Annotated in this window: 23 protein-coding genes and 1 pseudogene; 4 read left to right on the top strand and 20 right to left on the bottom strand. The window is 60.6% G+C overall.

Annotation, left to right across the window (positions count from 1 at the left end; all coding sequences use genetic code 11):
- The 3 genes from H926_RS28025 to H926_RS0115710 all read right to left on the bottom strand — a co-directional run.
- Positions 1-419, bottom strand: a 419-nt coding sequence (locus H926_RS28025) for a phosphoglycerate mutase family protein (RefSeq protein WP_148291767.1), incomplete at its 3' end; no start/stop codon positions are given.
- A 2-nt stretch (positions 420-421) separates the two neighbouring features.
- Positions 422-1,243, bottom strand: a complete 822-nt coding sequence (locus H926_RS0115715) for a 3-deoxy-manno-octulosonate cytidylyltransferase (protein WP_022677171.1) — start codon at positions 1,241-1,243, stop codon at positions 422-424.
- 12 nt (positions 1,244-1,255) lie between these two features.
- Positions 1,256-2,242 (bottom strand): SIS domain-containing protein, encoded by a 987-nt coding sequence (locus tag H926_RS0115710; RefSeq protein ID WP_022677170.1) that lies wholly within the window; start codon positions 2,240-2,242, stop codon positions 1,256-1,258.
- A 196-nt stretch (positions 2,243-2,438) separates the two neighbouring features.
- Between H926_RS0115710 and kdsA the strand changes: the two genes are divergently transcribed.
- Positions 2,439-3,269 carry a 3-deoxy-8-phosphooctulonate synthase gene (kdsA, locus tag H926_RS0115705; RefSeq protein ID WP_028658090.1) on the top strand — a complete coding sequence of 277 codons (831 nt, stop codon included), beginning with the start codon at positions 2,439-2,441 and terminating at the stop codon, positions 3,267-3,269.
- Between the two features lie 43 nt (positions 3,270-3,312).
- On the opposite strand, the gene H926_RS0115700 is transcribed toward kdsA, so the two are convergent.
- The 8 genes from H926_RS0115700 to H926_RS0115665 form a co-directional block, all read right to left on the bottom strand.
- Positions 3,313-4,449 carry a polysaccharide biosynthesis/export family protein gene (locus H926_RS0115700; RefSeq protein ID WP_028658089.1) on the bottom strand — a complete coding sequence of 379 codons (1,137 nt, stop codon included), beginning with the start codon at positions 4,447-4,449 and terminating at the stop codon, positions 3,313-3,315.
- A 71-nt stretch (positions 4,450-4,520) separates the two neighbouring features.
- Positions 4,521-5,399 carry a glucose-1-phosphate thymidylyltransferase RfbA gene (gene rfbA / locus H926_RS0115695; RefSeq protein ID WP_022677167.1) on the bottom strand — a complete coding sequence of 293 codons (879 nt, stop codon included), beginning with the start codon at positions 5,397-5,399 and terminating at the stop codon, positions 4,521-4,523.
- A 37-nt stretch (positions 5,400-5,436) separates the two neighbouring features.
- Entirely contained in the window at positions 5,437-6,321 is an 885-nt protein-coding gene (gene rfbD / locus H926_RS0115690) for a dTDP-4-dehydrorhamnose reductase (protein WP_022677166.1), read from the bottom strand.
- Positions 6,318-7,385: a dTDP-glucose 4,6-dehydratase gene (gene rfbB, locus H926_RS0115685; RefSeq protein ID WP_022677165.1), complete on the bottom strand. Its 1,068-nt coding sequence runs from the start codon at positions 7,383-7,385 to the stop codon at positions 6,318-6,320. Before rfbB ends, rfbD begins: the two co-directional genes overlap by 4 nt.
- Before the next feature lie 45 nt (positions 7,386-7,430).
- Complete coding sequence (rfbC, locus tag H926_RS0115680) at positions 7,431-7,988, bottom strand: dTDP-4-dehydrorhamnose 3,5-epimerase (RefSeq protein WP_022677164.1); 558 nt, start codon at positions 7,986-7,988, stop codon at positions 7,431-7,433.
- Between the two features lie 113 nt (positions 7,989-8,101).
- Entirely contained in the window at positions 8,102-9,988 is a 1,887-nt protein-coding gene (locus tag H926_RS30970) for a methyltransferase domain-containing protein (RefSeq protein WP_158441997.1), read from the bottom strand.
- 139 nt (positions 9,989-10,127) lie between these two features.
- Positions 10,128-11,093, bottom strand: a complete 966-nt coding sequence (locus H926_RS31890) for an NAD-dependent epimerase/dehydratase family protein (protein WP_148291765.1) — start codon at positions 11,091-11,093, stop codon at positions 10,128-10,130.
- A 13-nt stretch (positions 11,094-11,106) separates the two neighbouring features.
- Complete coding sequence (locus H926_RS0115665) at positions 11,107-12,366, bottom strand: hypothetical protein (RefSeq protein ID WP_022677161.1); 1,260 nt, start codon at positions 12,364-12,366, stop codon at positions 11,107-11,109.
- A gap of 212 nt (positions 12,367-12,578) precedes the next feature.
- Between H926_RS0115665 and H926_RS28010 the strand changes: the two genes are divergently transcribed.
- On the top strand, positions 12,579-15,302 hold the full coding sequence (locus H926_RS28010) for a glycosyltransferase (protein ID WP_022677160.1): 2,724 nt from the start codon (positions 12,579-12,581) through the stop codon (positions 15,300-15,302).
- Positions 15,303-15,380: 78 nt separating this feature from the next.
- Here H926_RS28010 and H926_RS0115655 read toward each other — a convergent pair whose 3' ends face one another.
- The 9 genes from H926_RS0115655 to H926_RS0115615 form a co-directional block, all read right to left on the bottom strand.
- Entirely contained in the window at positions 15,381-16,028 is a 648-nt protein-coding gene (locus tag H926_RS0115655; RefSeq protein WP_022677159.1) for an ABC transporter ATP-binding protein, read from the bottom strand.
- Positions 16,025-16,825 (bottom strand): ABC transporter permease, encoded by an 801-nt coding sequence (locus tag H926_RS0115650; protein WP_022677158.1) that lies wholly within the window; start codon positions 16,823-16,825, stop codon positions 16,025-16,027. The genes H926_RS0115655 and H926_RS0115650 overlap by 4 nt, the downstream gene beginning before the upstream one ends.
- Positions 16,826-16,828: 3 nt before the next feature.
- The gene (locus H926_RS0115645; protein ID WP_022677157.1) at positions 16,829-17,989 is read right to left on the bottom strand and encodes a capsule polysaccharide export protein; all 1,161 of its coding nucleotides are present in this window, start codon (positions 17,987-17,989) and stop codon (positions 16,829-16,831) included.
- 356 nt (positions 17,990-18,345) lie between these two features.
- Positions 18,346-19,290, bottom strand: a complete 945-nt coding sequence (locus H926_RS0115640; RefSeq protein WP_022677156.1) for a phytanoyl-CoA dioxygenase family protein — start codon at positions 19,288-19,290, stop codon at positions 18,346-18,348.
- A 97-nt stretch (positions 19,291-19,387) separates the two neighbouring features.
- Positions 19,388-21,049: a glycosyltransferase family 2 protein gene (locus tag H926_RS0115635; RefSeq protein ID WP_022677155.1), complete on the bottom strand. Its 1,662-nt coding sequence runs from the start codon at positions 21,047-21,049 to the stop codon at positions 19,388-19,390.
- A complete protein-coding gene (locus tag H926_RS0115630; RefSeq protein ID WP_051146394.1) occupies positions 21,042-21,842 on the bottom strand; it encodes a DUF5672 family protein in 801 nt (266 codons plus the stop codon). Before H926_RS0115630 ends, H926_RS0115635 begins: the two co-directional genes overlap by 8 nt.
- A gap of 102 nt (positions 21,843-21,944) precedes the next feature.
- On the bottom strand, positions 21,945-22,247 hold the full coding sequence (locus H926_RS0115625) for a hypothetical protein (protein WP_022677153.1): 303 nt from the start codon (positions 22,245-22,247) through the stop codon (positions 21,945-21,947).
- Positions 22,248-22,287: 40 nt separating this feature from the next.
- A complete protein-coding gene (locus H926_RS0115620) occupies positions 22,288-23,295 on the bottom strand; it encodes an inorganic phosphate transporter (protein ID WP_022677152.1) in 1,008 nt (335 codons plus the stop codon).
- Between the two features lie 12 nt (positions 23,296-23,307).
- Positions 23,308-24,441, bottom strand: a complete 1,134-nt coding sequence (locus H926_RS0115615; protein ID WP_231627533.1) for a DUF47 family protein — start codon at positions 24,439-24,441, stop codon at positions 23,308-23,310.
- 178 nt (positions 24,442-24,619) lie between these two features.
- On the opposite strand from H926_RS0115615, the gene H926_RS0115610 reads away from it, so the two are divergent.
- Positions 24,620-25,297 carry a response regulator transcription factor gene (locus H926_RS0115610; protein WP_028658083.1) on the top strand — a complete coding sequence of 226 codons (678 nt, stop codon included), beginning with the start codon at positions 24,620-24,622 and terminating at the stop codon, positions 25,295-25,297.
- Positions 25,294-25,758 (top strand): annotated as a pseudogene (locus H926_RS34285) (sensor histidine kinase); the annotation flags it as partial. The gene H926_RS0115610 and the pseudogene H926_RS34285, both read left to right, overlap by 4 nt.

Here is a 25,758-nt window from a genome sequence, read left to right as displayed (position 1 = left end):
CTTTCCGCATCGCCCTGCCAATCGCGCGGCGCCACGCCATGCGCGTCCCAGGCGGCCAGGGCCTCGGCGCCGATGCGCGCGATCACGGCGTCCTCGCCCTGATTCTCATCCGGTCCATGGTCAATCTCGCGCAGCCAATCGCACGGTTCGGGCACCAGGGCTGGCGCATTGGGCTGACAGGCCAGGATCGCCGCCGCCGTGGCGCGGGTGCGCGCCAGGGGGGAAACCAGCGCGCGGGCAAAGTGCCAGCCTTGCGCGGCGAAGTGGCGGCCGAGCGCCGCGCCCTGTTCCTCGCCGGCTGGGGTCAGCGGCAGGTCGGTGTGGGCGCCGATGCGGCGCGGCGCTTCGCCATGGGCAAATGTGTTGCCATGGCGCACGATTACGAAACGGGCCCCCGCCCCGCGCAGGTCGCTGCCCATGGTCACAGCGGATAGGGATCGCCCAGCCGGGCGATCGCCGCTTCGGCCAGGGCCAGATCGGCCGGCGTATCGATGCCCGACATGGCATGAAGCGGCGGATCGACCGCGATCGTCGCGATCGTCCGCCCCGCTTCCAGAAAGCGCAATTGTTCCAGGCCTTCCAGGCATTCGGTCGGGCTTTGCGGTGCCTGGGCAAACCATTCCAGCGCCGCCAGGCGATAACCATAGAGCCCGAGATGCTGCCACACGGGCGACAGCGGCTCGGTGGCGCGCAGCTTGGCCTCGTCGCGCATGGCCGGCAGGATCGTCTTGGAAAACCACAAGGCGCGGCCCTGCGAGTCGCGGATGCAGGTCGTGCCGCTGAACGGGGCGGTCTGCTTGTGCGCGCGCAAGTGGTCCAGCCGCGGCCAATCGAGCCGATAGACCGGGGTCGCCACGTCGGCTTCGCCGCCGCGCAATGTGGCGATCAGCGCGGCCACCACCGCGGGCGGCACGAACGGCGCATCGCCCTGCAGGTTGATGACCAGGTCTGGCCGATTCGGCCAGGCGGTGGCAGCGGCAAACGCGCGGGACGAGCCGGAATCGAGCGCCGTATCGGTCATCGCTACTGCGGCGCCGATCGCCTGGGCATGCGCCGCGATGCGCGCGTCATCGGTGGCAACCACAACCGCGCAATTCCCTGCCAGTTCGCCGGCAGCCCTGGCCACGGCGTGCACGCGTTCGAGCAGCGTGCGGCCGGCGATGGTCAGCAGGGGCTTGCCCGGCAACCGCGTGGAACCATGGCGCGCCGGCACAACGATCAGGGCAGAAGAAGGCGAAGGCATGCCTACCGCTTATCAGGCGGCGCCGGCCCTGACGATATCGTGCATGTGGACAATGCCCACCAAGATCTCGCCTTCCACGACAAACAGCACCGACACGGCATTGTCGTTGAGCAGGCGCAGCGCGTCCGATGCCAGGGTATCGGGCGCAACTCGCAGCGGATTGGGCGACATGTGCAAACCGATTTGGTCGCTGAGGTCATAAGCCGCGATGCAGCGGCGCAAATCGCCATCGGTGAACGCACCGATCAGCCGCCCCATGCCATCGACCACCGCCGTGCAGCCATAGCGCTTGTGGCTCATCTCCAGCGTGGCGTTGCTCAGTGATTCGTCGCTCGTCACGCGCGGCACCGCCTCGCCCGTGCCCATGATGTCGCTCACCACACACAGTTGTGCACCCAGCTTGCCGCCGGGGTGGAACACGCGGAAATCGGTAGGCGTAAAGCCGCGCGCCTCGATCAGCGCAACGGCCAGGGCATCACCCAGCACGAGCTGCGTGGTGGTGGACGATGTCGGCGCCAGTTCGTTCGGGCATGCCTCGCGCACCGGGGGCATCGACAGGCAGATATCGGCGGCCCGACCAGCGGTGCTGTCGGGAAACGAGGTCGCGACGATCAGCGTGACGCCATACTGGTTGCAGTAGTGGAAAATGTCGTTGAGTTCGCTGGTCTCACCCGACCAGGTGATGGCCAGCACGATATCCTCGGGCGTGATCATGCCCAGGTCACCATGGCTCGCTTCGCCCGGGTGGAGATAGACGGCTGATGTGCCGGTAGAGCGCATAGTCGCGGCGATCTTGCGCGCGATATGCCCGCTCTTGCCCATGCCGGTCACGACAACGCGGCCACGCGTGGTGGCCAGGGCTGTGATCGCCTGCTCCACCGCCTCGCGCAGCTGCGGTGCGCGCAGGGCATCGCGCAAGGTCTCCAGCGCATCCAGTTCGATGTCGATCGTCTTCAACGCAGATGCGGCATAGCGTACGTCGATCCGCTTGTTAGGCATGTCGTTCAAAGCAGGTCTCGCGTGTACGCTATGGCGGTGTGCGCAGGGGGAATTGGCTGCCATATCATCACCCACCTGTTGCCAGAATTTTCAATACCCGCCAAGGGTTGTGAAATCACTATTGTGTTTGGACCGTGTAAACTGCATCCGATCCGACAGTGAATTACACAATTTTTCGGCAGGCGAGCTCTCCCATATGCACCTTTGTGGCCATACGATTCGACCGCAGTCTTCCCTATTCGCATTTGCGGGACCCTGCGTCATCGAAAGCGAGGAAATGACGCTTTCCATCGCCGAAACGCTTGCCGCGGTGGCGGACAGGCTGGGGCTGCTGCTCATTTTCAAGGCCTCGTTCGACAAGGCAAACCGCAGTTCCGACAAATCGTTCCGGGGCCTGGGCATCGACGAAGGATTGCGCATCCTCGAAAAGGTCCGCGCCGAGACCGGCCTTCCCGTGATCACCGACGTGCACGAGGCGGCGCAGGTAGCGCCGGTCGCCAGCGTGGTCGACGTCTTGCAGACGCCCGCCTTCCTCGCGCGGCAGACCGATTTCATCGCTGCGGTCGCGGCCAGCGGCAAGCCGGTCAACATCAAGAAGGCGCAGTTCATGGCGCCGGCCGACATGCAGCAGGTAGTCAACAAGGCCCGCAATGCCGCCAGCGCCGCCGGGCACGATCCCAATGCTTTCCTGCTGTGCGAACGCGGCACCTCGTTCGGTTACAACACTCTGGTGTCCGACATGCGCGGCCTGGCGATCATGGCCGATACCGGCTGCCCGGTGGTTTTCGATGCCACCCACTCGGTCCAGCAGCCCGGCGGCCTGGGCGAGCGCTCGGGCGGCCAGCGCGAATTCGTCCCCCTGCTCGCCCGTGCCGCCGTGGCCGCTGGCGTCGCGGGCGTGTTCATGGAAACCCACCCGGACCCGGACAAGGCGCTGTCAGACGGCCCCAATGCCCTGCCCCTCGCCGATTTCGAAGAGCTGTGGAAGCGGCTGCTGGCGATCGACGCGGTGGTGAAGCAGTCTTGATGGAAGCATCCCCGGCCAATGCATGGCCGGGGATGCCCGCAGGTCAGTTCTTGGCGACAGAAACCGCGCTGGTCACCGCCACCACCGGCGAGAACAGCTGGCTGATCAACTGGATCACCTTGCTCGGCTGGTTAGCACGTGCATTACCGAAGTAGAGAATATCCTTGTTCTGCATCCGGAAGTTCTGCGCCAGGAAATAGCTGCCAGTGCGCATCATGTTGATGTGATAGACCACCGGCTTGCGCTGCCCCGGATTCGCGGGATCATCGACATAGCGGAATACAAACACTGCCGCCGGATCGCCCAGGTTTGGATTGGGGCCGCCCGCCGCCGAAATCGCCTGCGCCAAGGTCAAGGTTCCGCTAACGAAGGGAATCTGGTCCATCCTGCCCGCGGCGCCCAGCACCGAGAACGACATCGGATCATAGATGAGCGTATAACGATCGCCGGGATAGGCACGCACATCCAGGGACGGATTGTCGAGCAGCGTGCTCAGGCGGTAATCCGCACTTTCATCGCGCCGTTTGACACGTACGATCAGATCGCTCGCCTTGCCGCGATAACCGCCCGCGAGGGCCACCACATCAGACAGCGTTTCACGGTTGGTGTCGAGCACCAGGCGGCCAGGCTTTGCAACCTCGCCACCAACAATGACGGAATTTGTGATGACCGACCGGCGCGTCACCAGAACCTGGGGGTTCTGCGAATATCCGCGCAATGCCAGGCGAATCTGCCGCTCTATTTCGACCGGCGTTTCGCCGAGCACCCGCAGCTTGCCCGCATACGGAATCGTGATGTCGCCATTATCGTCCACCCGCATTTCAGGCAGATTCTGCGCGCGTGCGCCGGTATCGATGCCGGCGCTGGCCGAAGCCCCTGAAAGACCGGTCGAATTCGAAAACAGGGTGACACCAGCCTCGTAAATCGCCACGTTCAGCACATCGCCGGGGCCGACCATGTCGGTGGGCGGCGGCGGCCGGTCCATCAATCGCATCCCGACGTCCGTGGCCTGCGGCGGAATCTGGGCAGGGCTATCCACTTCCACCAGCGAGAGGTCCATTTGCTGGTCGCTGGCCACCGCCTTGGTCACCTGGCTACCGGTCGGGCCGCTGGACGGCAGAGTGGCGCACGCTCCCAGCAGCAGCGTCGTGCTCAAAAGAAGCGAGGATTGGAGCTTCATGAAATAGTTCCGCAAAATAGGTCATGCCGCCCGTCGGCACTTCGTGTCCGAGGACGATCAGCCCCCCGTTGTCACCGGTTCAGGTCCCCTGACAGAACGGTCCTCAAGTAGCGCCCATAATCCGATTTGCCCAGTTTATCGATAGCGCGTTGCAAGCCAGTTTCGTCGATAAAACCATTGCGGAACGCAATTTCCTCGGGACTGGCGATCTTGAAACCTTGCCGCTTTTCTAGGATCCGCACATATTCTGCCGCGTCCAGCAAGCTGTCGGGTGTACCGGTATCGAGCCAGGCATAACCGCGCCCCATAATCTCCACCGACAACTGGCCACGCTCGAGATAGACCTGGTTCACATCGGTGATTTCCAGTTCGCCCCGCACGGAAGGCTTGAGATCGGCGGCAATATCGACGACTTGCGCATCGTAGAAATACAGCCCGGTAACCGCCCAGTTGGACTGGGGCTGCGCGGGCTTTTCCTCGATCGCAATCGCTTTCATGTCATTGTCGAATGCGACGACGCCATACCGTTCCGGATCGGATACGTGATAGGCAAAGACGCTGGCGCCCGATGTTCGCGCCTTGGCGCTGCGCAGCAGATCAGGCAGGCCATGCCCGTAAAAGATGTTGTCGCCAAGAATCAGGGCCGAAGGCTGATTGCCGACGAAATCCGCACCGATCACATAAGCCTGCGCCAAGCCATCGGGACTGGGTTGTTCGGCATATTCCAGCCGCATGCCCCATTGCGCGCCATCGCCCAAAAGAGAACGAAACGCGGGAAGATCGCGGGGCGTTGAAATAATCAGCACATCCCGGATACCGGCAAGCATCAACGTGCTGAGAGGATAATAGATCATCGGCTTGTCATAGACAGCCATCAACTGCTTTGACGTAGCAAGTGTCATCGGATATAGTCGGGTTCCACTTCCACCCGCCAGAATGATACCCTTCATCTTGTACTTTCCTTTTGTGATCAATCGCCAGTCGGCTTTATGCAGCAAGCAAGCGTTGGACGACCCGCTCCAGTGCACCATGCCATTCAGGCAGCGTCACGCCATGCACGTTTGCAATGAGCGTGCTGTCGAGGCGGGAGTTCATGGGCCGCGCAGCTGGCGTCGGGTAATCAATCCCCTGAATGGGCCGCACGCGTGCCGACGGACCTTGCAGCGCAGCAGAGGCTGCGAAAATCGCTTCGGCCAACATTGCCCAGCTGGCTTCCCCCGCCGCCGTCATGTGAAAAATGCCGCGCAGCTCGGCATCCCGGCTACCAACCATATTGCCCGCGACAGTCAGAATGCCATCGGCAATGTCGAGCGCGCTGGTGGGATTGCCGATCTGGTCTGCCACCACCGCGATTTCTTCGCGTTCGGCGCCTAACCGCAGCATGGTCTTCACAAAATTGCCCCCGAACGGACTATAGACCCAAGCCACGCGCAAAATGGCCGCATTGTTCGGGCAGTTTTCGGCCACCGCCTGCTCACCCGCCAGCTTGGACGCGCCATAGACACCAATGGGACCAGTTGCGTCGCATTCGCGGTAAGGGCGATCGAGCGCTCCATCAAACACATAGTCCGTGGAAAGGTGAATGACGGGCACATTCAGCCGGCTGGCGGCCGCTGCCACTGCCGCGGGGCCGAGCACATTTATCGCTTCCGCAAGTTGAGGCTCGGCCTCGGCTTTGTCGACGGCGGTATAGGCGGCGGCGGACACGATCACATCAGGCGCCACGGCCGCCAGGGCATCGCCGACCGTGTCAGGCCGTGCCAAGTCGATTTCCGGCCGAGCGAGAGGCACGATATCGTGGCCGGCCAAGGCACCGCGCTCGATCAAGCTCGATGCGACCTGCCCATAGCGGCCGGTAACGGCAATCTTCACGCGATCATCCCGGATTTTGCTGCGTCGAGCCCCAAACGCGCGCCGTCGTAACGGTCGCGCAGCGGGCGCCACCACCATTCGTTGTCGAGATACCACCGAACCGTTTTTTCGATCCCGCTGTCAAAATTTTCCTGGGCACGCCAGCCCAATTCGTTTTCCAGCTTGGTGGCGTCGATGGCATAGCGCGCATCGTGGCCGGGGCGATCGGTGACGAAATCGATCAGCTCTTCGCGCGGTGTCGCTGCGGGGACCAGAGCATCAAGCACCGTGCAGATGCGCCGCACCACGTCGATGTTGCGGCGCTCGTTCCGGCCGCCGACATTATAGGTTTCGCCAATCCGCCCATGGGCGATGACCATGTCGAGCGCGCGTGCATGATCATCGACGAACAACCAGTCGCGCACGTTTTCGCCCTTGCCATAAACGGGCAGCGAACGGCCATCTAGCGCATTGAGGATCGTAAGCGGGATGAGTTTTTCCGGGAAGTGATACGGGCCGTAATTGTTCGAACAGTTTGAGACCACGATGGGCATCCCGTAAGTCCGCTCCCAGGCCTTGGCAAGGTGGTCGGAAGCCGCCTTGGACGCCGAATAGGGCGAGGACGGATCATAAGGCGTGGTTTCGGTAAACAGTCCTTCGTTGCCCAGCGAGCCATAGACCTCGTCGGTAGACACATGGAGGAAGCGGAAGGCTGCCTTGGCGGCGCCATCAAGGCCGTTCCAATGGGCGCGCGCCGCTTCCAGAAGCACGAATGTCCCCACGATATTGGTCTGGATGAAGTCAGCCGCGCCGGTGATGGAGCGATCGACATGACTTTCTGCAGCTAGATGCATCACGCGATCCGGGCGAAAACTGCCGATGGCCTCGGCCATGGCCGCGCCATCCCGGATATCGGCCCGCAAAAAGCGGTGGTTGACCCGGCCTTCCACCGCGCGCAAGGACGCTTCGCAGCCGGCGTAAGTCAGCGCATCGATGGTGAGTACTTCATAGCCTTTTTCCAAGACGAGGAAACGGACCAAGGCGGAACCGATAAATCCAGCGCCGCCAGTTACAATCACACGCATGAAGTAAATCTCCAGAATTTATGCGACACAAGATCGACCAATGCCTCAGGCAGAAAAATAGGCCGGCAATTGGGCCAGCTTCGGCTGATTTTTGTCTTTCGAAGACAAAGTCTCGGGATCGGCGATATCGGGCCACATTACGCCGATATCTGCATCGTCCCAGGCCAGACCTCTGTCAGATTGGGCATTGTAATACGCCGTCACCTTGTAGGCGATGACCGTTCCCGGCTCGAGCGAGCAGAAGCCATGGGCAAAGCCGGGGGGAACCCACAATTGTCGTCCATTTTGCGCGCTGAGCGTCTCGCCAACCCAGTGCCCAAACGTGGGCGAGCCGACCCGGATGTCGACCGCCACGTCGAACAGCGCACCCGCCGTGCACCGCACCAGTTTGCCCTGGGCATGAGGCTCGCTCTGGAAATGCAGCCCCCGGATCGTGCCCGCCCTAGCGCTGAGCGATTCGTTGTCCTGGACAAACAGATGCTCGCCACAGGTCTGTACAAAAAGGTCCGACCTAAATGTTTCGGCGAAATAACCGCGCTCGTCACCGATCCGATTTGCGGTGAACACCTTCACGTCCGGGATTGCCAAAGTCGTAACGTGCATACCTGCTCTCTCTTACCGGAAACAACCCGAACATGCCTGGTCGAGTCAGCCCATCGCGCCTGTGCCATCACCACGATGGCCCGCTTGCGTTCATGTCGCGCAAGGCGACCACCCTACCTTCCGAGATCGACGAAACGGCCCTCTGCCATCCCGTGATTGACGTAATGGCGCAGAGGATCCATCCCCGAGGCGGCAACGTCCGCGTATTTTTCCAGATACGCCGGACCATCGAAATGCCTTTTGCCGATTAGCAGTCGGTTCAACACCCGGCGGCGCAATGCTGGCGGCAGTAGACCGCGCCATCCGCTGCCGGCGTAATCCATCAGCTGATAGAGGCGACGCATCCACATGAGATCGCGATCTTTCTTGGCAGCCCGCTCCTCGACTGCACGCAATTTTCGCGCTTGCTGGCCATGTTCGGCGCGCAGCACCTCCAGCTGCTCAAGCGCGGTCGATGCCTTGGCATGATACCCGAGCGCTTCGGCCCGCAATGCGGCAATCGTTTCGTGGAGCTGGGCAGTGCGCGCCTGCTCGTCAAACAGCGCGCGCTGCTGTTCGGTGACGCGCGCCACTAGCTTTTCGATATTGGCATGAAGCGCCGCCTTGTGTTGCGCCGGAACGGTCTGGCCGACGGATGGCTCATCCTCGCGCGGCATGGTGCTGCTCGCGGGGGCGCTCTCCGGTGCCAGCGCATCGCGGACAAAAGCGGCCAAGCCTGTAAGGGGGTGTTGCTCCGCGTGCCATTGCGAATGAAGATCGTGGGCCTGGGCCGCAATCTGCTCCGCGCTGCCGCGCAATGCCCTCAGACGCGCAACGCCACCGGCCAGAGCGCGATTGGTTTCATGATGATCGCGAAGCTGTTGTTCGCGAACAGCGCCGTCCCGCTTTAGATCCACGATGGTCCGTTCAGCCGCAGCGAGTGCGACCTCGACCGCCGCGAGCCGTTGCTCCAGCTTTCGCCGCTGACCAGCAAGATCGTAAACCCATTTTTCCGACTCGATCAGTTCTGCGCCGTTCTTGGCCTGGGCCGCGTGGAGTTGCTCGACCTGATCGCGCAGTGCTTCGCGCTCGGCTTCGAGCTCCCTTACACGCAGCCAGGCCTGATCCACTTCCTCCTGCCGCTGAACCAGGTGGCTTTGCAGCACCGCTGCCCGGCTGGCCAGGTCGGCATTTTCCGAACCAAGGCGCTCGCGGTCCTGATCGGCACCCGCCATGGCCGCGGCCAGACGCGTCAGCTCGTCGCTGCGCTCCTGCTCCTGTTGGCGCTTCTGCGCCAGGGCCTGTTCCAGCTGGGCAATCTGGTCGCGCAAGGCCTCGGTCGCGTCTGTCTGCGCCGCCGCCTCGTCAACCTGCCGCCGCAGCCGAGCCAGCATAGCCATGTCTTCGGTGGCTTCACTGCCATGGAATACCGCCGACGATTGCCATGTCCGCACGTTGGAACACGGATATCGCTGGTAGACAAATGCAGTATTGAGGGGGTCGGCACTCGGCCCTTTGCGGAAAACCGCGACAAAATCATTCCACACGTCGGAATGGCGATGGCCGGTGAAGCTTTCGACCAGATCGACTTCAAGTCCGCATGCGCGGGCATAGTCAGCCAGGGCAAGGCCCGCATCGGGATAGAACCGCCAGTAGTCCATTGGATAGCGGTGAACCGTGCCGTTGGACGGGGCGTTCACATAAATATGTCCGCCCGGGCGGGCCGCACGGCACATCCGCAAGAACGTTTCCCAGAAACGGGGATCATGCTCAAAAACCGATGATGCCATAACCAGATCGAAACTGTCGTTTTCAACCGGATACTCGCCACCGGGGGCTATAACCATATCGACCGAGGGACCAGGTTCGAGATCGAGACCGATATAGATGGTCGTTGGTGCCGCAGCATCACGCAGACATCCGTTCACGTTCAAAGAACCTATTTCCAGGACCTTGGCATGGGCAAGATCGCAATAGGTCCGCATAACCAGTTCACCGATCCGAAATGCGGAGTCGTGCATGAGTAAAATTCTCCATCGCATGCCCAAACGCAGCGCCAAGGGGCAATTCCGCCATCGGCGGCGAATGCCCAAACCATTCCCCGCTTGCAAGCACCGCAACAGCTAACCGTGGCGATCCGGCAAGGCATCCGAAACCAAACTATATTCCGCGGCTCGCAACCGCGCGGTGACGCAGATTCCACGCCACCGTTTTGGCCACACCGTCCGCAAAAGGCGTCACCGTTTTCCATCCCAGAAGCCGTTCCGCGCGGCTTGTATCGAGAATGTTGTCTGCCGCGTCGGTCGTGCGATCGGGAACGTGCTCTCGGGCAATCTTACAGCCCAATGCCGCCTCCACGGCATCCACTACCGCCAGGATCGATACCCCCACACCACTGCCGATATTGACCACATCGTTTAAAGGCTCGCGCTCGACGGCACGCACGATCGCATCGATGGTGTCGTCGATGTACAGATAGTCACGCTGGTGCAACCCGCTGCCGAAAATGGATACCGGCTGCCCCTGCAGATAGCGCTGCATGATTGTCCCGATCAAACCCTGCCCACCAATCCCGAGCTGACCGGGACCATATGGATTGGCCACGCGCAGGATATTATAGCCCATCCCGCTATTTCTGCTGAGCATTCTCAGATAATGCTCGCTGAACAGCTTGTTCAGGCCGTAAGAGTTTATGGGAAATGTGGGGTGACTTTCATCGATCGGTACTTTTTGCGGAATACCATAAACGGTTCCGCCAGACGACAGAAACGTAAAAGATTTCACCCCAGAAAGAATGCAAGACTTAACAAAAATAACATGGGGAATTACATTACTGTTTATATCAGCAACAACTTTTTCGTTTCCGACAGCGGCATTTGACGAATTTATCAGATGCACCACATGTGTAATACCGATCAGCTTCCGGTAAACATCCATGTCGTTATGAAAATCGATCAGGCGCAAATCAGCACGATTGCCAAACTCGCTTTCAAAATCCAGTGGAAAATGGCGCCCGAAACAGACGACGCGCAACCCACGGCCAACCAATGCGCGCGTCAGGTGGCGCCCGATAAAACCGTTTGCGCCAAAAATTCCTATAACATCCATATCTTGCTCGCGACCCAAAAGCGTTCGTTTTTCAAAAACCGTTACAGGAAAAAACTACTGAATCTGTACTTTCGGCGTTGGATACATCCATTGTTGCGCTTGTCTGGTCAAACGCTGTTTCCCTGACAACGCTTACAGTCTTGTCCAGATTGGAGGCAAAGCAGGCCCAACCGGTCGGCGCCGCTGCAGCGATATGGATAGTGATGCGCCCCGCCGGGCAATCGGCGGCAAAGGCAAAGACCCCCGCCGTGCTGCCGCCGCGCTGACCGGTAACGGGGCAATTGCCCGAAATGGCGGGCGGCGCACCGGACGCGATCACGGCCGGTGTTGCCACGAAATTTTGTGCCACTTGCAATCCCGGAGTCGCGGCATCACCCACCGCGACCGTCATGGCCGCATCCGTCATGACCACTCGCCCGGCATTGGCGTGACGGGCCTGGGCATAAATGCGCCATGACGGATTTCCGGCCTGCCCGAACCACGACAGCGCATAGGCCGACGGCAGCGCAACCGCATTCGCCGCCCCGTTCACAACATCGATGGAGCGGTCCCCGAACAGAATGCCGACACGATAGCTCGCGCCATTGTTTAGAATAGACAAGGGGTTCGTGCAACTGTTCGCACTTTGCATTCCAATTCCACAGTCTACGCGCAAGTTGTTTAAAAGATGTTGCGGATTGACGTTGTATGGGTCGGCAGAAGGCGCCGGATCGGAATCATTTTGAATGGAGTTTTCGTCATTGATCAGCAACCGATATCCTCGCTTGCCGGCCGGAACATAGCCTTCCGAGTAATGCGCCCAGTGCAGATGCGGCTGCGCGCTGTCCGCCACGACCAGATCGATACTGCCGATGACGTTCTCTGCCTGCCCGCTCGGGTTGTCGCTCGATCGCGCGCCAAAAAAGGCGCCATAGTTCCCCGTGGTCGAAAGGGAATAAAGCTGCACGACACCGCTGCGATCAGTGCCGGGAACGTAAGCATTCGCCCAGGTTACACCATCGCGCGCGGCGGCGCCGAACATGCCGGACTTCGCCCCCAGAGCATTGACGAGAAGCGTACTGGCAGGATCGAATCGCGTGTCGCCCGCGGCCAGGTCTGCACGGGGATAGACTTGTTCACCCAAAATCGCGATACGATCGGCAGTGCCGCCTTTTGCCAAACGAACCGCAGGCGTATCGGCATCTGGCGCCTGACTCTCTTTGGCGGACAATGGAGCTAGGGACGCAGCCATCGCGATGCCGGCCGACAGCTTCAATATCTTTGTGGCTGCATCAAAAAACCAGAAACCCATGCAACCCTTCCGACTACTGGCCTTGAGCACCTTCGCGCTAGTCCGACGCCTGCCGCCCCGCCAGCGACATTCTGTCGATTTGAGACGAACTATGCGGTAAATGCGTTGGAGCGTGAACGGCCCCCGGATTGAAAATCTTCAAAATTGTGTAACTTTCACAGTGTGTAGGACGCGAAGCGTTAGTCCTCCCCAGCCAAGGCCCCCCTTCCCATATGCTTACAGAAAACGACTGCACGCATGCATTGACAGCCGAGCAAAAGACCAAAGCTAAAGCCGAATTCGACGAAGTTTTCTACAAGGCCAGCAATCCGGATCTGGCCTTAAGCAACGAAGATTTGCTTGAACACTATCTTCATCACGGTTGGCGCCAGGGGCGCGATCCCAATGCCCGTTTCGATACCATCGGCTATATTCTCGCCCATCCCGATGTCCTGCGGCCGGGAAACCACCCCTTCTTTCACCATCTGTTTGGCGATATCGCAGCCACAGATGCGCGAGCCTCCGCGCCTGGCGCGCCCCTGGCAGCGCCCATCAGCACTTTTGCGCCCGCGCACGAACCGGAAGTCATCCGCAACGCGGCAGCCCCGAACGCAACCGGACACATCAGCCCGGCTGGTCAAACCGTTACGATCCTTTCGGAAGAAGACGCGTATCGCGGGTTATCCGAAGCCGATATCAGGCAATTGAAGCAGGATTTCTCGGCCGATTTCTATTTGCTGACATATCCCGACGTTCGCATCTCCGGCGCCGATCCCTTTTTCCACTACATGACTCAAGGCTGGCTGGAAGGCCGTGACCCGAGCGCTGATTTTTCGACACGGTTCTATCTGGCGCTGTATACCGACATTGCTGATTCAGGCATGAATCCGTTTGTGCACTGGTCTCTCTATGGCAAGCACGAGTTGCGAGCGACAATTCCATTTCGGCAAAAAGTTGCCAAAAAGCGCTACCAACCCAAAGTATCGGCAATTGTTCCGAATTACAACCATGGTCGGTTTTTGGAACAGCGACTAAATTCCATTTTGGCGCAAACTTACCAGAATATTGATATATTGGTTCTAGATGACTGCTCATCCGATAATAGCCGCGAGGTGATTGATCGTTTTTCTGAGAAATATGGTAATCGCATTCGCAAAATATACAATGTCAACAACTCTGGCGGCGTGTTCAAGCAATGGAACAAAGGCCTCGATAATGTTGACGGTGAAATTGTCTGGATTTGCGAAAGCGATGATTTCTGCGAACCCGATTTCGTAGAGAAACTGGTGCCATTTTTCGCGGATGACAGCGTACAAATGGCGTTTGGCCGCATTCTGGAAACCGACGTTGAGGGTACAGCCAATCTTTGGCTCGACACCTATCGAGAAGATGCCGAAGCGGGCATCTGGGCAGAGCAGCTCGTTCGGCCTGCCGCAGACTGGTTTGCACACGGGTTCGGCGTCAGCAATGTGATTGCCAATGTTGGTGGATGCCTGTTCCGCCGCGCCCCCATTGCCCAGCGCGTATGGGACGAGGCAGCCAGCTTCAAGGTCGTAGGCGATTGGTATCTCTATCTGCAGATTGCCGGCGGCGGGCAGATCGCCTGGCATCCCGATGCCGTATCGTATTTCCGCCGACATGGCTCGAACACATCATCCAGCTCATTCACCGGAACCAGGTTCTACAACGAACTGGAGCGCGTCATGATCGAGATGCGCAAGACTTGGACCATTCCCGACGCGACGACTATCAAATTTTATGAAAATATTGCAAAGCAATATAAATACTTCGATGTCGAGGCTACGCATGGGGTGCTCGATCTCCATTGCAGTCTCGACAAGATGCTTTCAACCCGTCGGCAAAGTTCGCATATTCTTTTGGCGATGCTGGGCTTTATCCCGGGTGGCGGTGAAAATTTCCCGATACAGCTGGCCAACAGCCTGGTGGAGGCTGGATGGATCGTTTCCATTCTGGTGTTTAACTCCGAAGAGGTGAACGAGCATATGCGCCGGGCGCTCAATCCCGCAGTATCGGTGTACGATGCCGCGTGGGTAACCGAATACGGCTGTGGCCGGGCGATGCGGGAATTGGGCGTGTCCCTGATACACTCCCACACGGTAGGGGCAGAAATGCACTTCTACCACATGTGGAATCTCGACCCCGCCTTGCCCTATGTCGTCACGCTCCACGGGTCTTACGAGGCTTCCGACATTCCATTCGAGAGCATGACGCGCATCACTTCGGCGATCGACCACTTCGTCTATACGGCCGACAAGAATCTGCTGCCGCTGCAAGGCCAAGGCATTGCGCCTGAGCGGTTCACGAAAATGGCCAACGCGATGCCCATCGACCCACTGCCATTTCCCAAAACGCGCGCCGATCTGGGCATCGCGGAGGATGCCATCGTCTTTACGCTGGTAGCCCGGGGCATCAAGCGCAAGGGCTGGCGCGCGGCCATCGAAGCGTTTGTCGCGGTTCGCAAGCGCAATCCACACCGCACGATGCACTTGTGCCTTGTTGGCGAGGGCGATGAACCCGACCGCCATCGCAAGCGTTATGGTAAAGACCCGGATATCAGTTTCCTGGGTTATCAAGCGCGTATTCACGGCCTTTACCGCCTCAGCGATGTCGCCGTCGTGCCCACACGTTTCGCGGGTGAATCCTATCCGCTGTGCATCATACAAGCCCTGCAGGTGGGAACGCCCGTCGTGGCCAGTGATGTCGGTGAAATCGAAAACATGCTCAAAGACGCGCATGGCGCATGCGGCGGCATTATCGTGAAGGCGGTGCGCGACACAGCCACGTTCATCGATTCCTTTGCCGCAGCGATGGAAGCCATCCTTGACGACAGCCTTCGCGCCCGGCTTGCAGAACAGGCGCAGTACTTGGGCCGGAATTACGATATGGGCCCACTCGTCGAAAATTACGGCAAGATCTATTCGCAGGTGCTTTGCTAAACGATCGCGCCCCATTGCCCAAGCGGCGATGGGGCAGCGGTTGCCACGCGTCGCACGACGCCAGGCCGGCCGCCCCAGTCAGAACTGGCTATAAACCGCCAGCGCCTGCTCCACATCGTTTTGAAGCTCGGCATGGCCGTTGGACAGGAGCAACGCCTTGTTGCAGTACTGCCTGACGGCATCGTTGCTGTGCGAAGCCAATATCATGGTGCGGTCACTGCGCTTTTCGAACAGTTCGTGATGGCATTTGCGCTGAAAGTTCTGATCGCCGACCAGGATGATTTCATCGATCAGATAGCAATCGAATTCGATGGCGAGCGACAGCCCGAACGCCAACCGGGCGCGCATACCCGATGAATAGGTTTTGACCGGCATCCGCAGCTGCCGACCCAGCTCCGTGAAATCCTCAATGAAGTCGCGCATTTCCTTGTAGTCGTGGCCATATATCCGGGCGATGAATCGCGCATTGTCATAGCCGGTCAAACTTCCCTGAAATCCGCCGGCAAAACCCAGTGGCCACGATACCGTCATCCTGCGATGGACCTTTCCCGATGTCGGCATTTCTACCCCACCAATCAACTTGATCAGCGTTGTCTTGCCCGCACCGTTACGCCCCAACAGCGCAAGACGATCGCCTCGCTCCACAGTGAAATTGACGTTGTTCAGCACGCGCTTGGTTCCGCCGCCGTGCTTGTAGTTTTTGCAAAGGTTGGTGCATGTAATCATTCGACATTAATCGTTTTGCGGATGCGCCGGCATAGGAGTAGACCGATAGCGGCAGCGATCATTGAACAATACAGCGGGTTGGCGACATTGTAGTATGGCTCAACACGCTCGCCCCACAGCCCGTAGCGCATCATTTCCATGGCATTGACGAAGGGAGACCACATCAGGTATCCGCGCAATTGCGGAGATAGCCAGGATGACATCGTGAACAGACCCGAAAAAGGGATCATCACATAGGTTGTCACCGGTATGAACTTTTCCAGTACTTCCGATGTTTCGGAAAGTGGCGCAATGATCAAGCATAGCGATAGTGTGAAAAGCGAATACAGAAACCAGCCAAATACCAAATAGCCCATATTGGCAGGTACCGGAAAAAGATCGAAAGCCATCAATATCGAGCCAATGAATACATATGCCATCATCGCGCCGATCATTTCGATCAGGAAACGCACCAGAATAAAATCAAGTATCTTGATCTGGCGATGATACATCAGGCTACCATTGGCCTGGAACAGCATCACGCAGCGGGACACGGCATGGCGAAACAACGTGATCGGAATATAGCCCGATACTACGAATGCCACCACGCTGATGCCATGCTCCTCGGAGCCCTTCATGAATCGCCAGATCAGCGCAACAAGACCGGCAAACAGTAGGGGTTCGACCATGATCCACAGAAAGCCGATGTTTTCGCGGCCGTATCGCGTGGTAAGTTCGCGGATCATCAGCGCATGGATAACCCGCTTCTGAATGCGCAAACCTTGCCGCCAACGCGCCCAGGTAATTGGTGCAGCCATCGGTCAATCTTCCGGGGCGTGCTCAAGGATGCCGACCACCAGCATCCACCCGATGAAATAGAGGCACAGCGCGCACGCCGCCACCGACAGGATGCTGAGCAGGCGCGAGGGAAGCAAAGCCTCGTCTGGTCGGTTGGGTTCGACGACACGTTCCAGATAGAATTTCTGCCGTTGCGCATCGGCGCGGGCCTGGACCAGTGCTGCGTTCGCAACCGTCAGGCTGTCGTTGGCGAACTTCTGCTCGACTAGCAAATCCTCGTAATTGCCCAGCTTGGACGCCATCGCGCCAGCACCGCCCGCAACCTGGCTGTTCTGCTGGGCAGCTTGGGCCGATAGCGCAGCGATGCGATTGCGCAGCGCCGGGATCGACGGATTGCGTGGCGTCTGCTGCTCCATCATCGACAATTGCGCTTGCAGTGCAGCCCGCTGGGCAGTCAACTGGTTGGCAATTTCGACAACGCCGCTGGCCTGTTTGACCGGGTCGATTAGGGCGCTTTGGTTGCGATAGCGGGTCAGGTTAATAGTCGCTTCGCGGGCACGCTGGCTGGCCTGCGCCAGTTGCTGCTCGGCCTCGGCAATACCCCGGCCTTGTGCACGAGCATTGAGCCGGTTGACCATGTCTTCACTGAGCGACAACAGGATGCGATTGATCTGGTAGGCGTCGTCCGGCGTGAAGGCCTTGACTTTTACCACGGCGGTGCCGGTTTGCGTATCCAGATTGGCATCCACCATCTTGCCATAATACTTGTAAAGATTTTCGAAAGATTTTTCCGAAACAAAACTTGGGAATCTCGATAGAAAATCACCACCCGTCGCGTATTTCTGGCGAATATCAATTCTTTTCTGTAACTCGTTCAACGCATCGCGCGAACGCACGAATTCCAGAACTTCGTTGGACTGTTCCTGCCCCGTCGAAAGCCCGGTCGTCTGAATAAGGTTTGCCAATGAGGACAGCGCAGGCCGCTTCTCGTCGGGAGACTTGATGACAAATCGCGATTCCGAGACGTAGATATCGCCGGCCACGAGCCCGTAATAGATCACGGCAAGCACAGTGGGGACGACTACAAACAGCAGAAACCAGCGGTTCTTTTTCAACCAGTGCGGTACATCGAATTTGCTCGGCGCAGGCTCTGCATCTGCAACGTGGGTCATTTCAGCGTTCATATATCCTGCATCAGACGATCGAGCCGCCGGCTAGGCCGGCTAGCACGATATTTCAGCGGTTGCTTGGTCGTAAACTCTTGATTGGCGCCGCTTGGCAACTCGCCCCAAAGGGCCCACTACCGGCGTCGAAAGCACTTGAAATATTGCGGCTATTCCTGCGTGCTTTCTCCTCGCGACAGGGCCTTTGCCGGCGTCCCCTGAGGGTGCCGAGATCGAGGTTACGGCCTAGGACATACGCAACACCAGCGCAAGCTGGGGTATAGCCGGCGGCCGCGTAAATACGACGAAACGACACCCGATTTTTCGGTTGGCACGGCTGGACCGCCGACGCGAAAAGCTGCCACGCCGCCAGCCAGTCATCGGCCTAACAGCCGCGCAAGCGCACGGCGGGGACCGAGCCCTCCGCCCTTTTTGCGCCGCGGCAGATCCTGGCCCAGATGGCGACCTGCGTGGACGGTGCCATCGACGATCGAAACCGGGTTGCGCACGTCGAGACGACCGAACGCCTCGTCCGAGAAAGCCGGCGTATAATATATGCAGTCCGTAAAGTAGTAGTGCGTGACCTGAGACCACCGCGTGCGGTGAGGATCGGATTGCCATCCCCCGCCATGAAGAAGATTGGCAGTCCAGATTAGCGCCTGCCCCTTTCTGGCCAGAAAGGTTTGTGGCTCGACCTGGTGGGCCGCCACCAGTGCGCGCCATGCGACAGCGAACGGATCCTGGGCGGAGTCCAGTTTCGAACCATAGCCTTGGCGACCGATCAGCAGATTGTTGAGCGCCGGCCAGCGGTGCGAACCGGGCCAGTAGTGCAACGGGCCTGCATCGGCGTCGATGTCTTCCATGGCCAGCCACACCCCGCACATGAAACGTTCGGGCAAGCTGGAAAAGTGCACCAGATCGGTATGCGCTTCCTGCTGGGTTCCGACCGGAAAATTCAACGTCTGGAATGGAAACGCGTCACGTCCGTAAAGTTTGCCGAGCAAATCGAGCACGACCTGGTTGCAGGCGATGGCCTTGACATCCTCGTCGAAGGTCCAGGCATCCTGGATACGGCGGTCGCCGCCGGCCTTGACGCTGGCGGGATCGTTCAGGTCCACCCCGACGAAGCGCGGCGCAAGGTTCGCTTTGATCCGCGCGATCCGGGAATCGAGTTCTGCATCGGGAAAGTCAATCACCGCAAAGCCGTTTGTCGCCAGCGACTGGGCGATGCGCGCTTCGCCCGCAGTCAGGTTCAGCGACGCCTGCAGGCTGGGGAACAGCGGCGATTCGATCAGCGGAATGCCGGGAAGCGGATTGGTCAAAGGGGAAGGTTCCTTGGTTCACGGCAATGCGATGCGATGGGGCGATACGATCGCATTGTCTGGGTCAAGATGATCGGGACCAAGATCGGGCCCGCCTTTACACCGCCACGACGAACGTTTCGCTCGCCCGGCTCAATTGGGGATGATGGTAGGGATCAACCAGCCGTGCAGTCCCCCAAGTCTGCTGCAGGGCCGCCAGTTCTCCGGCTAAGCGGGTCGCACCGGCGGGATCGCGGTCATGCCCTCGGGACACCGATTCATGGTGCACGAGCGTGGCGCGTGGTTCGTAAAACGATTGCCAACCCTGGGCATTGAGACGCAGGCACAGATCGACATCGTTGAACGCCACCGGGAAGCTGTCTTCATCCAATCCCCCGACAGCAAGGAAACGCTGCCGCGCGACGACAAGACATGCTGCCGTCACCGCACTGACGAATTGCGGTAGATCATGACGGTGAAAATAGCCTGCCTCGCCAGGGCGGACGAAGCGGTGGGCATGTCCGGCAGCATTGCCCACACCGATGACCACTCCGGCGTGCTGAATTCTGCCATCGGGGTAAAGCAGGCGGGCGCCCACCGCGCCAATGTCCGCCCGCAAAGCCGATGTCGCCATGATTGCCAGCCAATCGGGATCGACTATCTCGATATCGTTGTTGAGCAGGCAAATCAGATCCCCACCGGCCTGTTCGACCGCCCGGTTGTTGATAGCCGAATAATTGAATGGGCCAGCGTGGTGGATGATACGATGGCGTCGTGGGTCCAGCTGGCGCAGATAGGAAAGCGTCGCTGCATCGTCACTGTCATTGTCGACGACGATCACTTCGAGGTCGCGGTAACGGGTCGCCGCGAGGCCATCGAGACAGATTCTGAGCAGATCGACGCGATTGCGGGTGGGGACGATCACAGATACTGGGGGCAGGCAGCGGGCCACGGCGGGCAGCGCAAGTGGCAATCGCGGCCGGGGCCGGCTGACGCGATGGTGGATAACCGCCGGTAGATGGGCAGGCGCAACGGCAGATTCGGCCACCACATGCGCCACCAGACGGGCAGCCCAGTCCGCATGCTGGGCCACAGCCTGAACATCCTGCGCTCTTGCCCGAACCAGGCAAGCGCCGGTCAAATAGTCGAAATTGCCAAAAAGCGGCGCATTCCAATCGGGCTTGAAATGCGGATCATGCCGCTGCCCTTGCGCGGTGACAAGATCATCGTCGGCATAGACGATGCGGGATCGGGTCTTGGCGATGGCGCGCCGATACTGCACCGCCCCGTCGGCTGCCAGAACGTCACCAGGCCAGAGCGGCAGGAACCAGAGGTGGGAGTCCCAGGGAATGGGCAATCCCTTGTCGGACAGCACTTCGTCAAACGGTCTATCGATGATCAGGGCGTCGATCGACTGGCTTGCCAAGCAATCGAGCGTTCTGGCAAGACCGCCGGGATAATCGTTGCCCGGGCCTTGGACAAGCGCGATGATCGGCGGGTGGCCGCCAATGGCGACGGATGCCACCGGCGGGGCGCCCTGCTGCATCATCCACAGGCGATAAGATCGCGGTGACAAGCTGAGCAACGGCGCGAATTGCCCGCGCGCCCTGACGCGCTTCCCCAAAAGCCGCCATTTTGCCGCTGTGAGGAAGCGGACCGGGGCGGCCCGGAACGCGTCGAGATACACAAGCAGCCGCAGCCACCGCAGCGCGATCCGGCGCCCGGCCGGCCCTGAAAGCGATTTCCGCTTGGCGGCGCGTGAAGGCGGTCCGTCAGCCACGGCATTTGTCCAGCACGCGATCCGCGATCATGCGCAGCACACGCAGCGCGCCGCAACGCCCACCGGCAACCGCCCGCAACAAGGGCCAGAAATCGGGGCGGATCGTGCCTCTTTCATCCAATTGCCGATAGCGCGTCCAGAAATCCTCTAGCCCCAGAGCGCGGGGCATATTGAAAACCCCGTGATAGCCGAATGTTGCCAAGGGATCACCGGAACGCTCGGCCGCGAAGCAATCAGCGATGTGGCGGGGGGCAAACTGCATGCCCTGGTTTTCCAGCCAGGCGCGATTGACGCGGCCAATGGCGATGTCCTCAGGGTGGACGGGGCGAAAGGCCGGATCGCGGCACAACGCCATCAGGCGCCGGCTACGCAGCGAAAATCCACCGTTGCCAACGTCATGCCCGTCGTCGAATTGCGGCCAACTGGCGCCGATATAGTCATATTGCAGAAAATCCGGATTCCACCGTGCGCCATCGAGTACATGCCCGTCCCATTGCACGACAAGGGCATGGCTGGTGCTCACGTAATCGGGCAGACATTGGAGCACGAAGTGGGAATAGGCGGCAGAGGATCGTAAAGGGGCGATCCGCTCCACGCGAATCACGGGGCATTCGGGGGCAATGTCGGCATCGGTGAACAGGACGCAATCGGCAAAATCGATCTGCACAAGGCACGCCTGCATTGCGCGCACGGTGGCGACTACGTTGACCGAGGTAACCGCGCAGAGCGTGACTTCGGGGAGACGAACCAATTCGCTAAGTGGGCGCACGCGCAAGTCTGAACCTTTATCCATGCGACAGGACAGGTTCGTTGCCGCCACCTGTCTCGCTAAGGTTGCCGCATAACGTGTTGGCGTGGTTTCTCAAAACAGGATCGAACCAACCGGGTGCACCATTTAGCGCATTGGCTCCCGCTTCTGTGCAAACAGCGCCACCGCGCACGTTGTCACAAGCGGGCCGAACCAGTCGATCCACTGATCCAGTTTCGGCCATACGCGCAGGTCGAGCGGGCCCCACCAGGGCATGTTGGCGCGCAGGCCGTGGCCGAATGTCTCGATCCAGCGGTATTCGGCCTGGGCGATTTCGCGGCCCAGGAAATAAGAGGAACCGATGGCGACCCCCAGCCACCAGCCCCCGCCGAGTCTGCGAATCAGCAGCTGGATGGCCAGGGCCGCCAACGGATGCTCGAAATAGGTCATAGGCAGGCAACGCGCGCAGCGCGCTGCGGGTCCCCGGCAATCATCCCAGCAGCTTGGCAATCTCGTAGAAGATCGCGCCCACCAGGGCCGAGGCGGGAATGGTCACAAGCCAGGCGACGACCACGCGCTGCGCCACGCTCCAGCGCACGGCCGAGGCACGGCGGGCGGCGCCCACGCCGACGACGCAGCCGGTGATGGTGTGCGTGGTCGAGACCGGAATGCCGAAGGCGCTGGCGGCGAAGAGCATGATCGAGCCGCCGGCCGAGGCGCAGAAGCCCTGGTGGTGCGACAGCTTGGTGATGCGGCTGCCCATCGTTTCGATAATCTTCCACCCGCCCGACAGCGTGCCCAGACCCATGGCGATGTAGCAAGAGATCACCACCCACCCGGGTACGTGGAACGTGCCACCCAGCATGCCCTGCGAATAAAGCAGCACGGCGATGATCCCCATCGTCTTTTGCGCGTCGTTGGCGCCGTGGCCGATCGAATAGGCCGCTGCCGAGATGAGGTGCAGCTTCTTGAACGAGCCTTCGGCCGTGCGCGCTGAGGCCTTGGCAAAGAGCCACGAGGACAAAAGCATCAGCAGCATCGAGACAACCAGGCCGACCACTGGCGAAAGCACGATCGCCGAGGTGGTGGAGGTAACCCCCTTCCACACGATCGCGCTGGTGCCGGCATGCATCGTGCCCGCGCCCAGCAACCCGCCGATCAGGGCGTGGCTCGACGAGGAGGGGATGCCGCGCCACCAGGTGATGACGTTCCAGGTCATCGCGCCGACCAGAGCGCCAAAGATCACCTGCGGGGTGATCACGTCTTTGTCGATGATGCCCTTGCCCACGGTTTCAGCCACCTTCAGGCCGAACGTGAAATAGGCGGCAAAGTTGAAGAACGCGGCAAACAGAACGGCCTGCACCGGCGTGAGCAAGCGCGTGGACACCACCGTGGCAATCGAATTTGCCGCGTCGTGCAGTCCGTTGATGAAATCGAACGCCAAGGCCATGATCACCAGCGCGATGATCAGGGGCAGCGCCACGGCCACATGGTTCATGAACCCGGCTCCTTAGGCGTGATCGATGACCAGGCCGTCGATCTCGTTGGCGACATCCTCGAAGCGGTCAACCACGCGTTCAAGGTGGCTGTAGATTTCGCGGGCGACAAAGAATTGCATCGGCGCGGTCTGACCGTGGGCCTTGAACGCCTTGGACAGTCCGGCGTCGTGGATCTCGTCAGCCTTGCCTTCGAGGCGCACCAGCCGCTCGGTCAGCTCGTGCAGGCGCGCGGCATTGGCGTGGATCGAGCGCAGCAGCGGCAGCGCCTCGGCAATGACGCGCGCGCATTCCACGATGATCGCGGCCATATCGGCCATTTCCTGCTCGAACGCGGTCACTTCATAGAGCGAGATCGCGTTGGAGGTCTGGTGCATCTGGTCGATCGAATCGTCCATCGCGCTGATCAGCGAGGTGATCGCGCCGCGATCGAAGGGCGTGAGGAACGTGCGGCGCACGGTCACCAGAACTTCGCGGGTGATCGCGTCGGCATCGTGCTCGCGCTCGGCAATCTCGCGCACGTGATCGGCCATGCCCGGCCCGCCCTGAAGCAGGCGCGCCAAGGCGTTGCTGCCGGCGATCAGGGTTTGGCCGTGCGCCTCGAACAGTTCGAAGAAGTTGCCCTGACGCGGCAACAGGTTCTGGAACCAGTGAAACATGCCCAGTCTTTCTTTCACGCTGCCCAAGCGGCGGACAAGCGGTGCGGTGGTGGCAAGAGCCCGGAATTCCGTGGCCCGGAAGCTGCGAATCAATGCCTGCAGGTCTGGCTCGTCCACCGCGTCGGCGGCAGCAGCAAGCGAAAACCATTGGCGGGTACGTTGTTCCCCTTCGGCCCAGTGCGGCAGTTCCTCGGTCACGGCCAGGGGGAAAACCTGGACCTGGACCATCACCGACGCGCCGGAACGCAGGGTCTTGCGGTATTCGAACCGGCCGAGCGCGGCGGGGCAAATCGCCCCGATTACGCCCGCCTCCTCCTCCGCCTCGCGGGCGGCGGCGGCATGGGCGGCTTCGCTCTTGCCAAAATTGCCTTTGGGAATGACCCAGCGGCCCGTCCCGCGCGAGGTGACGAGGAGCACTTCGATGGGCGCAGAAAGGCCATCACCGATGGTGCGATAGGGCAAGGCGGCAATTTGGCGAACGGGACGCACTCCGGTTGCATAGCAAGTCTTCGCGCGCGCTAGAGGTTGCGCAGGCGAATCGTCAAGAATTGGTCATACGCACCACGCGATTAATCGCAGAGTGGAATGTGCCCTGCCGCCTCGCTCCAGCAGGGAATTGTTGCAGGACCATGGCATTGGCGCGCGCCAAACGCTAAACATGCCGCCCATGCGGGTGCTGATCGTGGAAGACAACGTGCGGCTGGCGGGGCTGATGGGCGAAGGGCTGTCACGCGCCGGCATCGTCTGCGATCGTGCTATCAGTCTGGATGACGCCGATGCCGCATTGGCCTGCGCGCAGTTCGATGCGCTGCTGCTCGATCTGGGCCTGCCCGATGGCGATGGCCGCACCTGGCTGGAACGGCGCCGGGCCGAGGGACTGGCACTGCCGGTCTTGGTGCTGACCGCGCGCAGCGGGCTGGATGATCGCATCGGCGGCCTCGATGCCGGGGCCGACGATTACTTGGTCAAGCCAGCCGAAACCGCCGAGATCGCCGCAAGGCTGCGCGCCCTGCTGCGCCGCCCCGGCCCGCGCGCCAATCCGGTGATCGAGGTGGGGCCGCTGCGCTTTGACACCGCTAGCCGGGTGGCCAGCGCCGCTGGCCAACGGCTCGACCTCGCCCGGCGCGAGGCTGACCTTCTGGAACTGCTGATGCGCGGCGCGGGCAGCGTGGTGCGGCGCAGCCAGATCGAGAACGCGCTCTATAACTTCGATGATGCGGTTTCGCCCAACGCCGTCGATGCCGCCGCCTCGCGCCTGCGCCGCCGGCTGGATGACAAGGGCCTGGGCAGCATGCTCCACACCATCCGCGGGCTGGGCTATCTGTTGCAGGATGAGCAGGGATGATCGCCGCGCTGGGCCAGGGGCGCGGCTCGATCCGCCTGCGGCTTTCGGCGGGCCTTGCGGTGATCTGCGTGTTTGCCGTGGCCACGCTGATCTTTGCGCTGTTCTGGGAATACGACATCACGCCGCAAGACCTGTCCGGCCCCAACACGCGCGCCGCCTGGCGCGAGATGCGCGATCATGTACTGCTGCCGATACTGGTGGTGATCGTGCCAACCTTGCTGGCGACCAGTTGGGTGATCAACCGCGCACTCAGGCCGCTGGACCGTACCGCACAAAGCATCGCCCATGCCCCGGCGCGGCGCGGGCTGCGCCTGCCGCATGCCGAGCTGCCCGTGGAAGTGGCGCCTTTCGTCACCTCGATCAACGCGCTGCTCGCCCGGCTGGACGATGCTGCTGCCCAGCACGAAGCCTTTGCCGCCGATGTTGCCCACGAATTGCGTACCCCGCTGGCGATCATGGCG

It is taken from the genome of Novosphingobium sp. B-7, assembly GCF_000410615.1.
Taxonomy (GTDB): domain Bacteria; phylum Pseudomonadota; class Alphaproteobacteria; order Sphingomonadales; family Sphingomonadaceae; genus Novosphingobium; species Novosphingobium capsulatum.
This window is presented reverse-complemented; position numbering and strand designations above follow the sequence as displayed.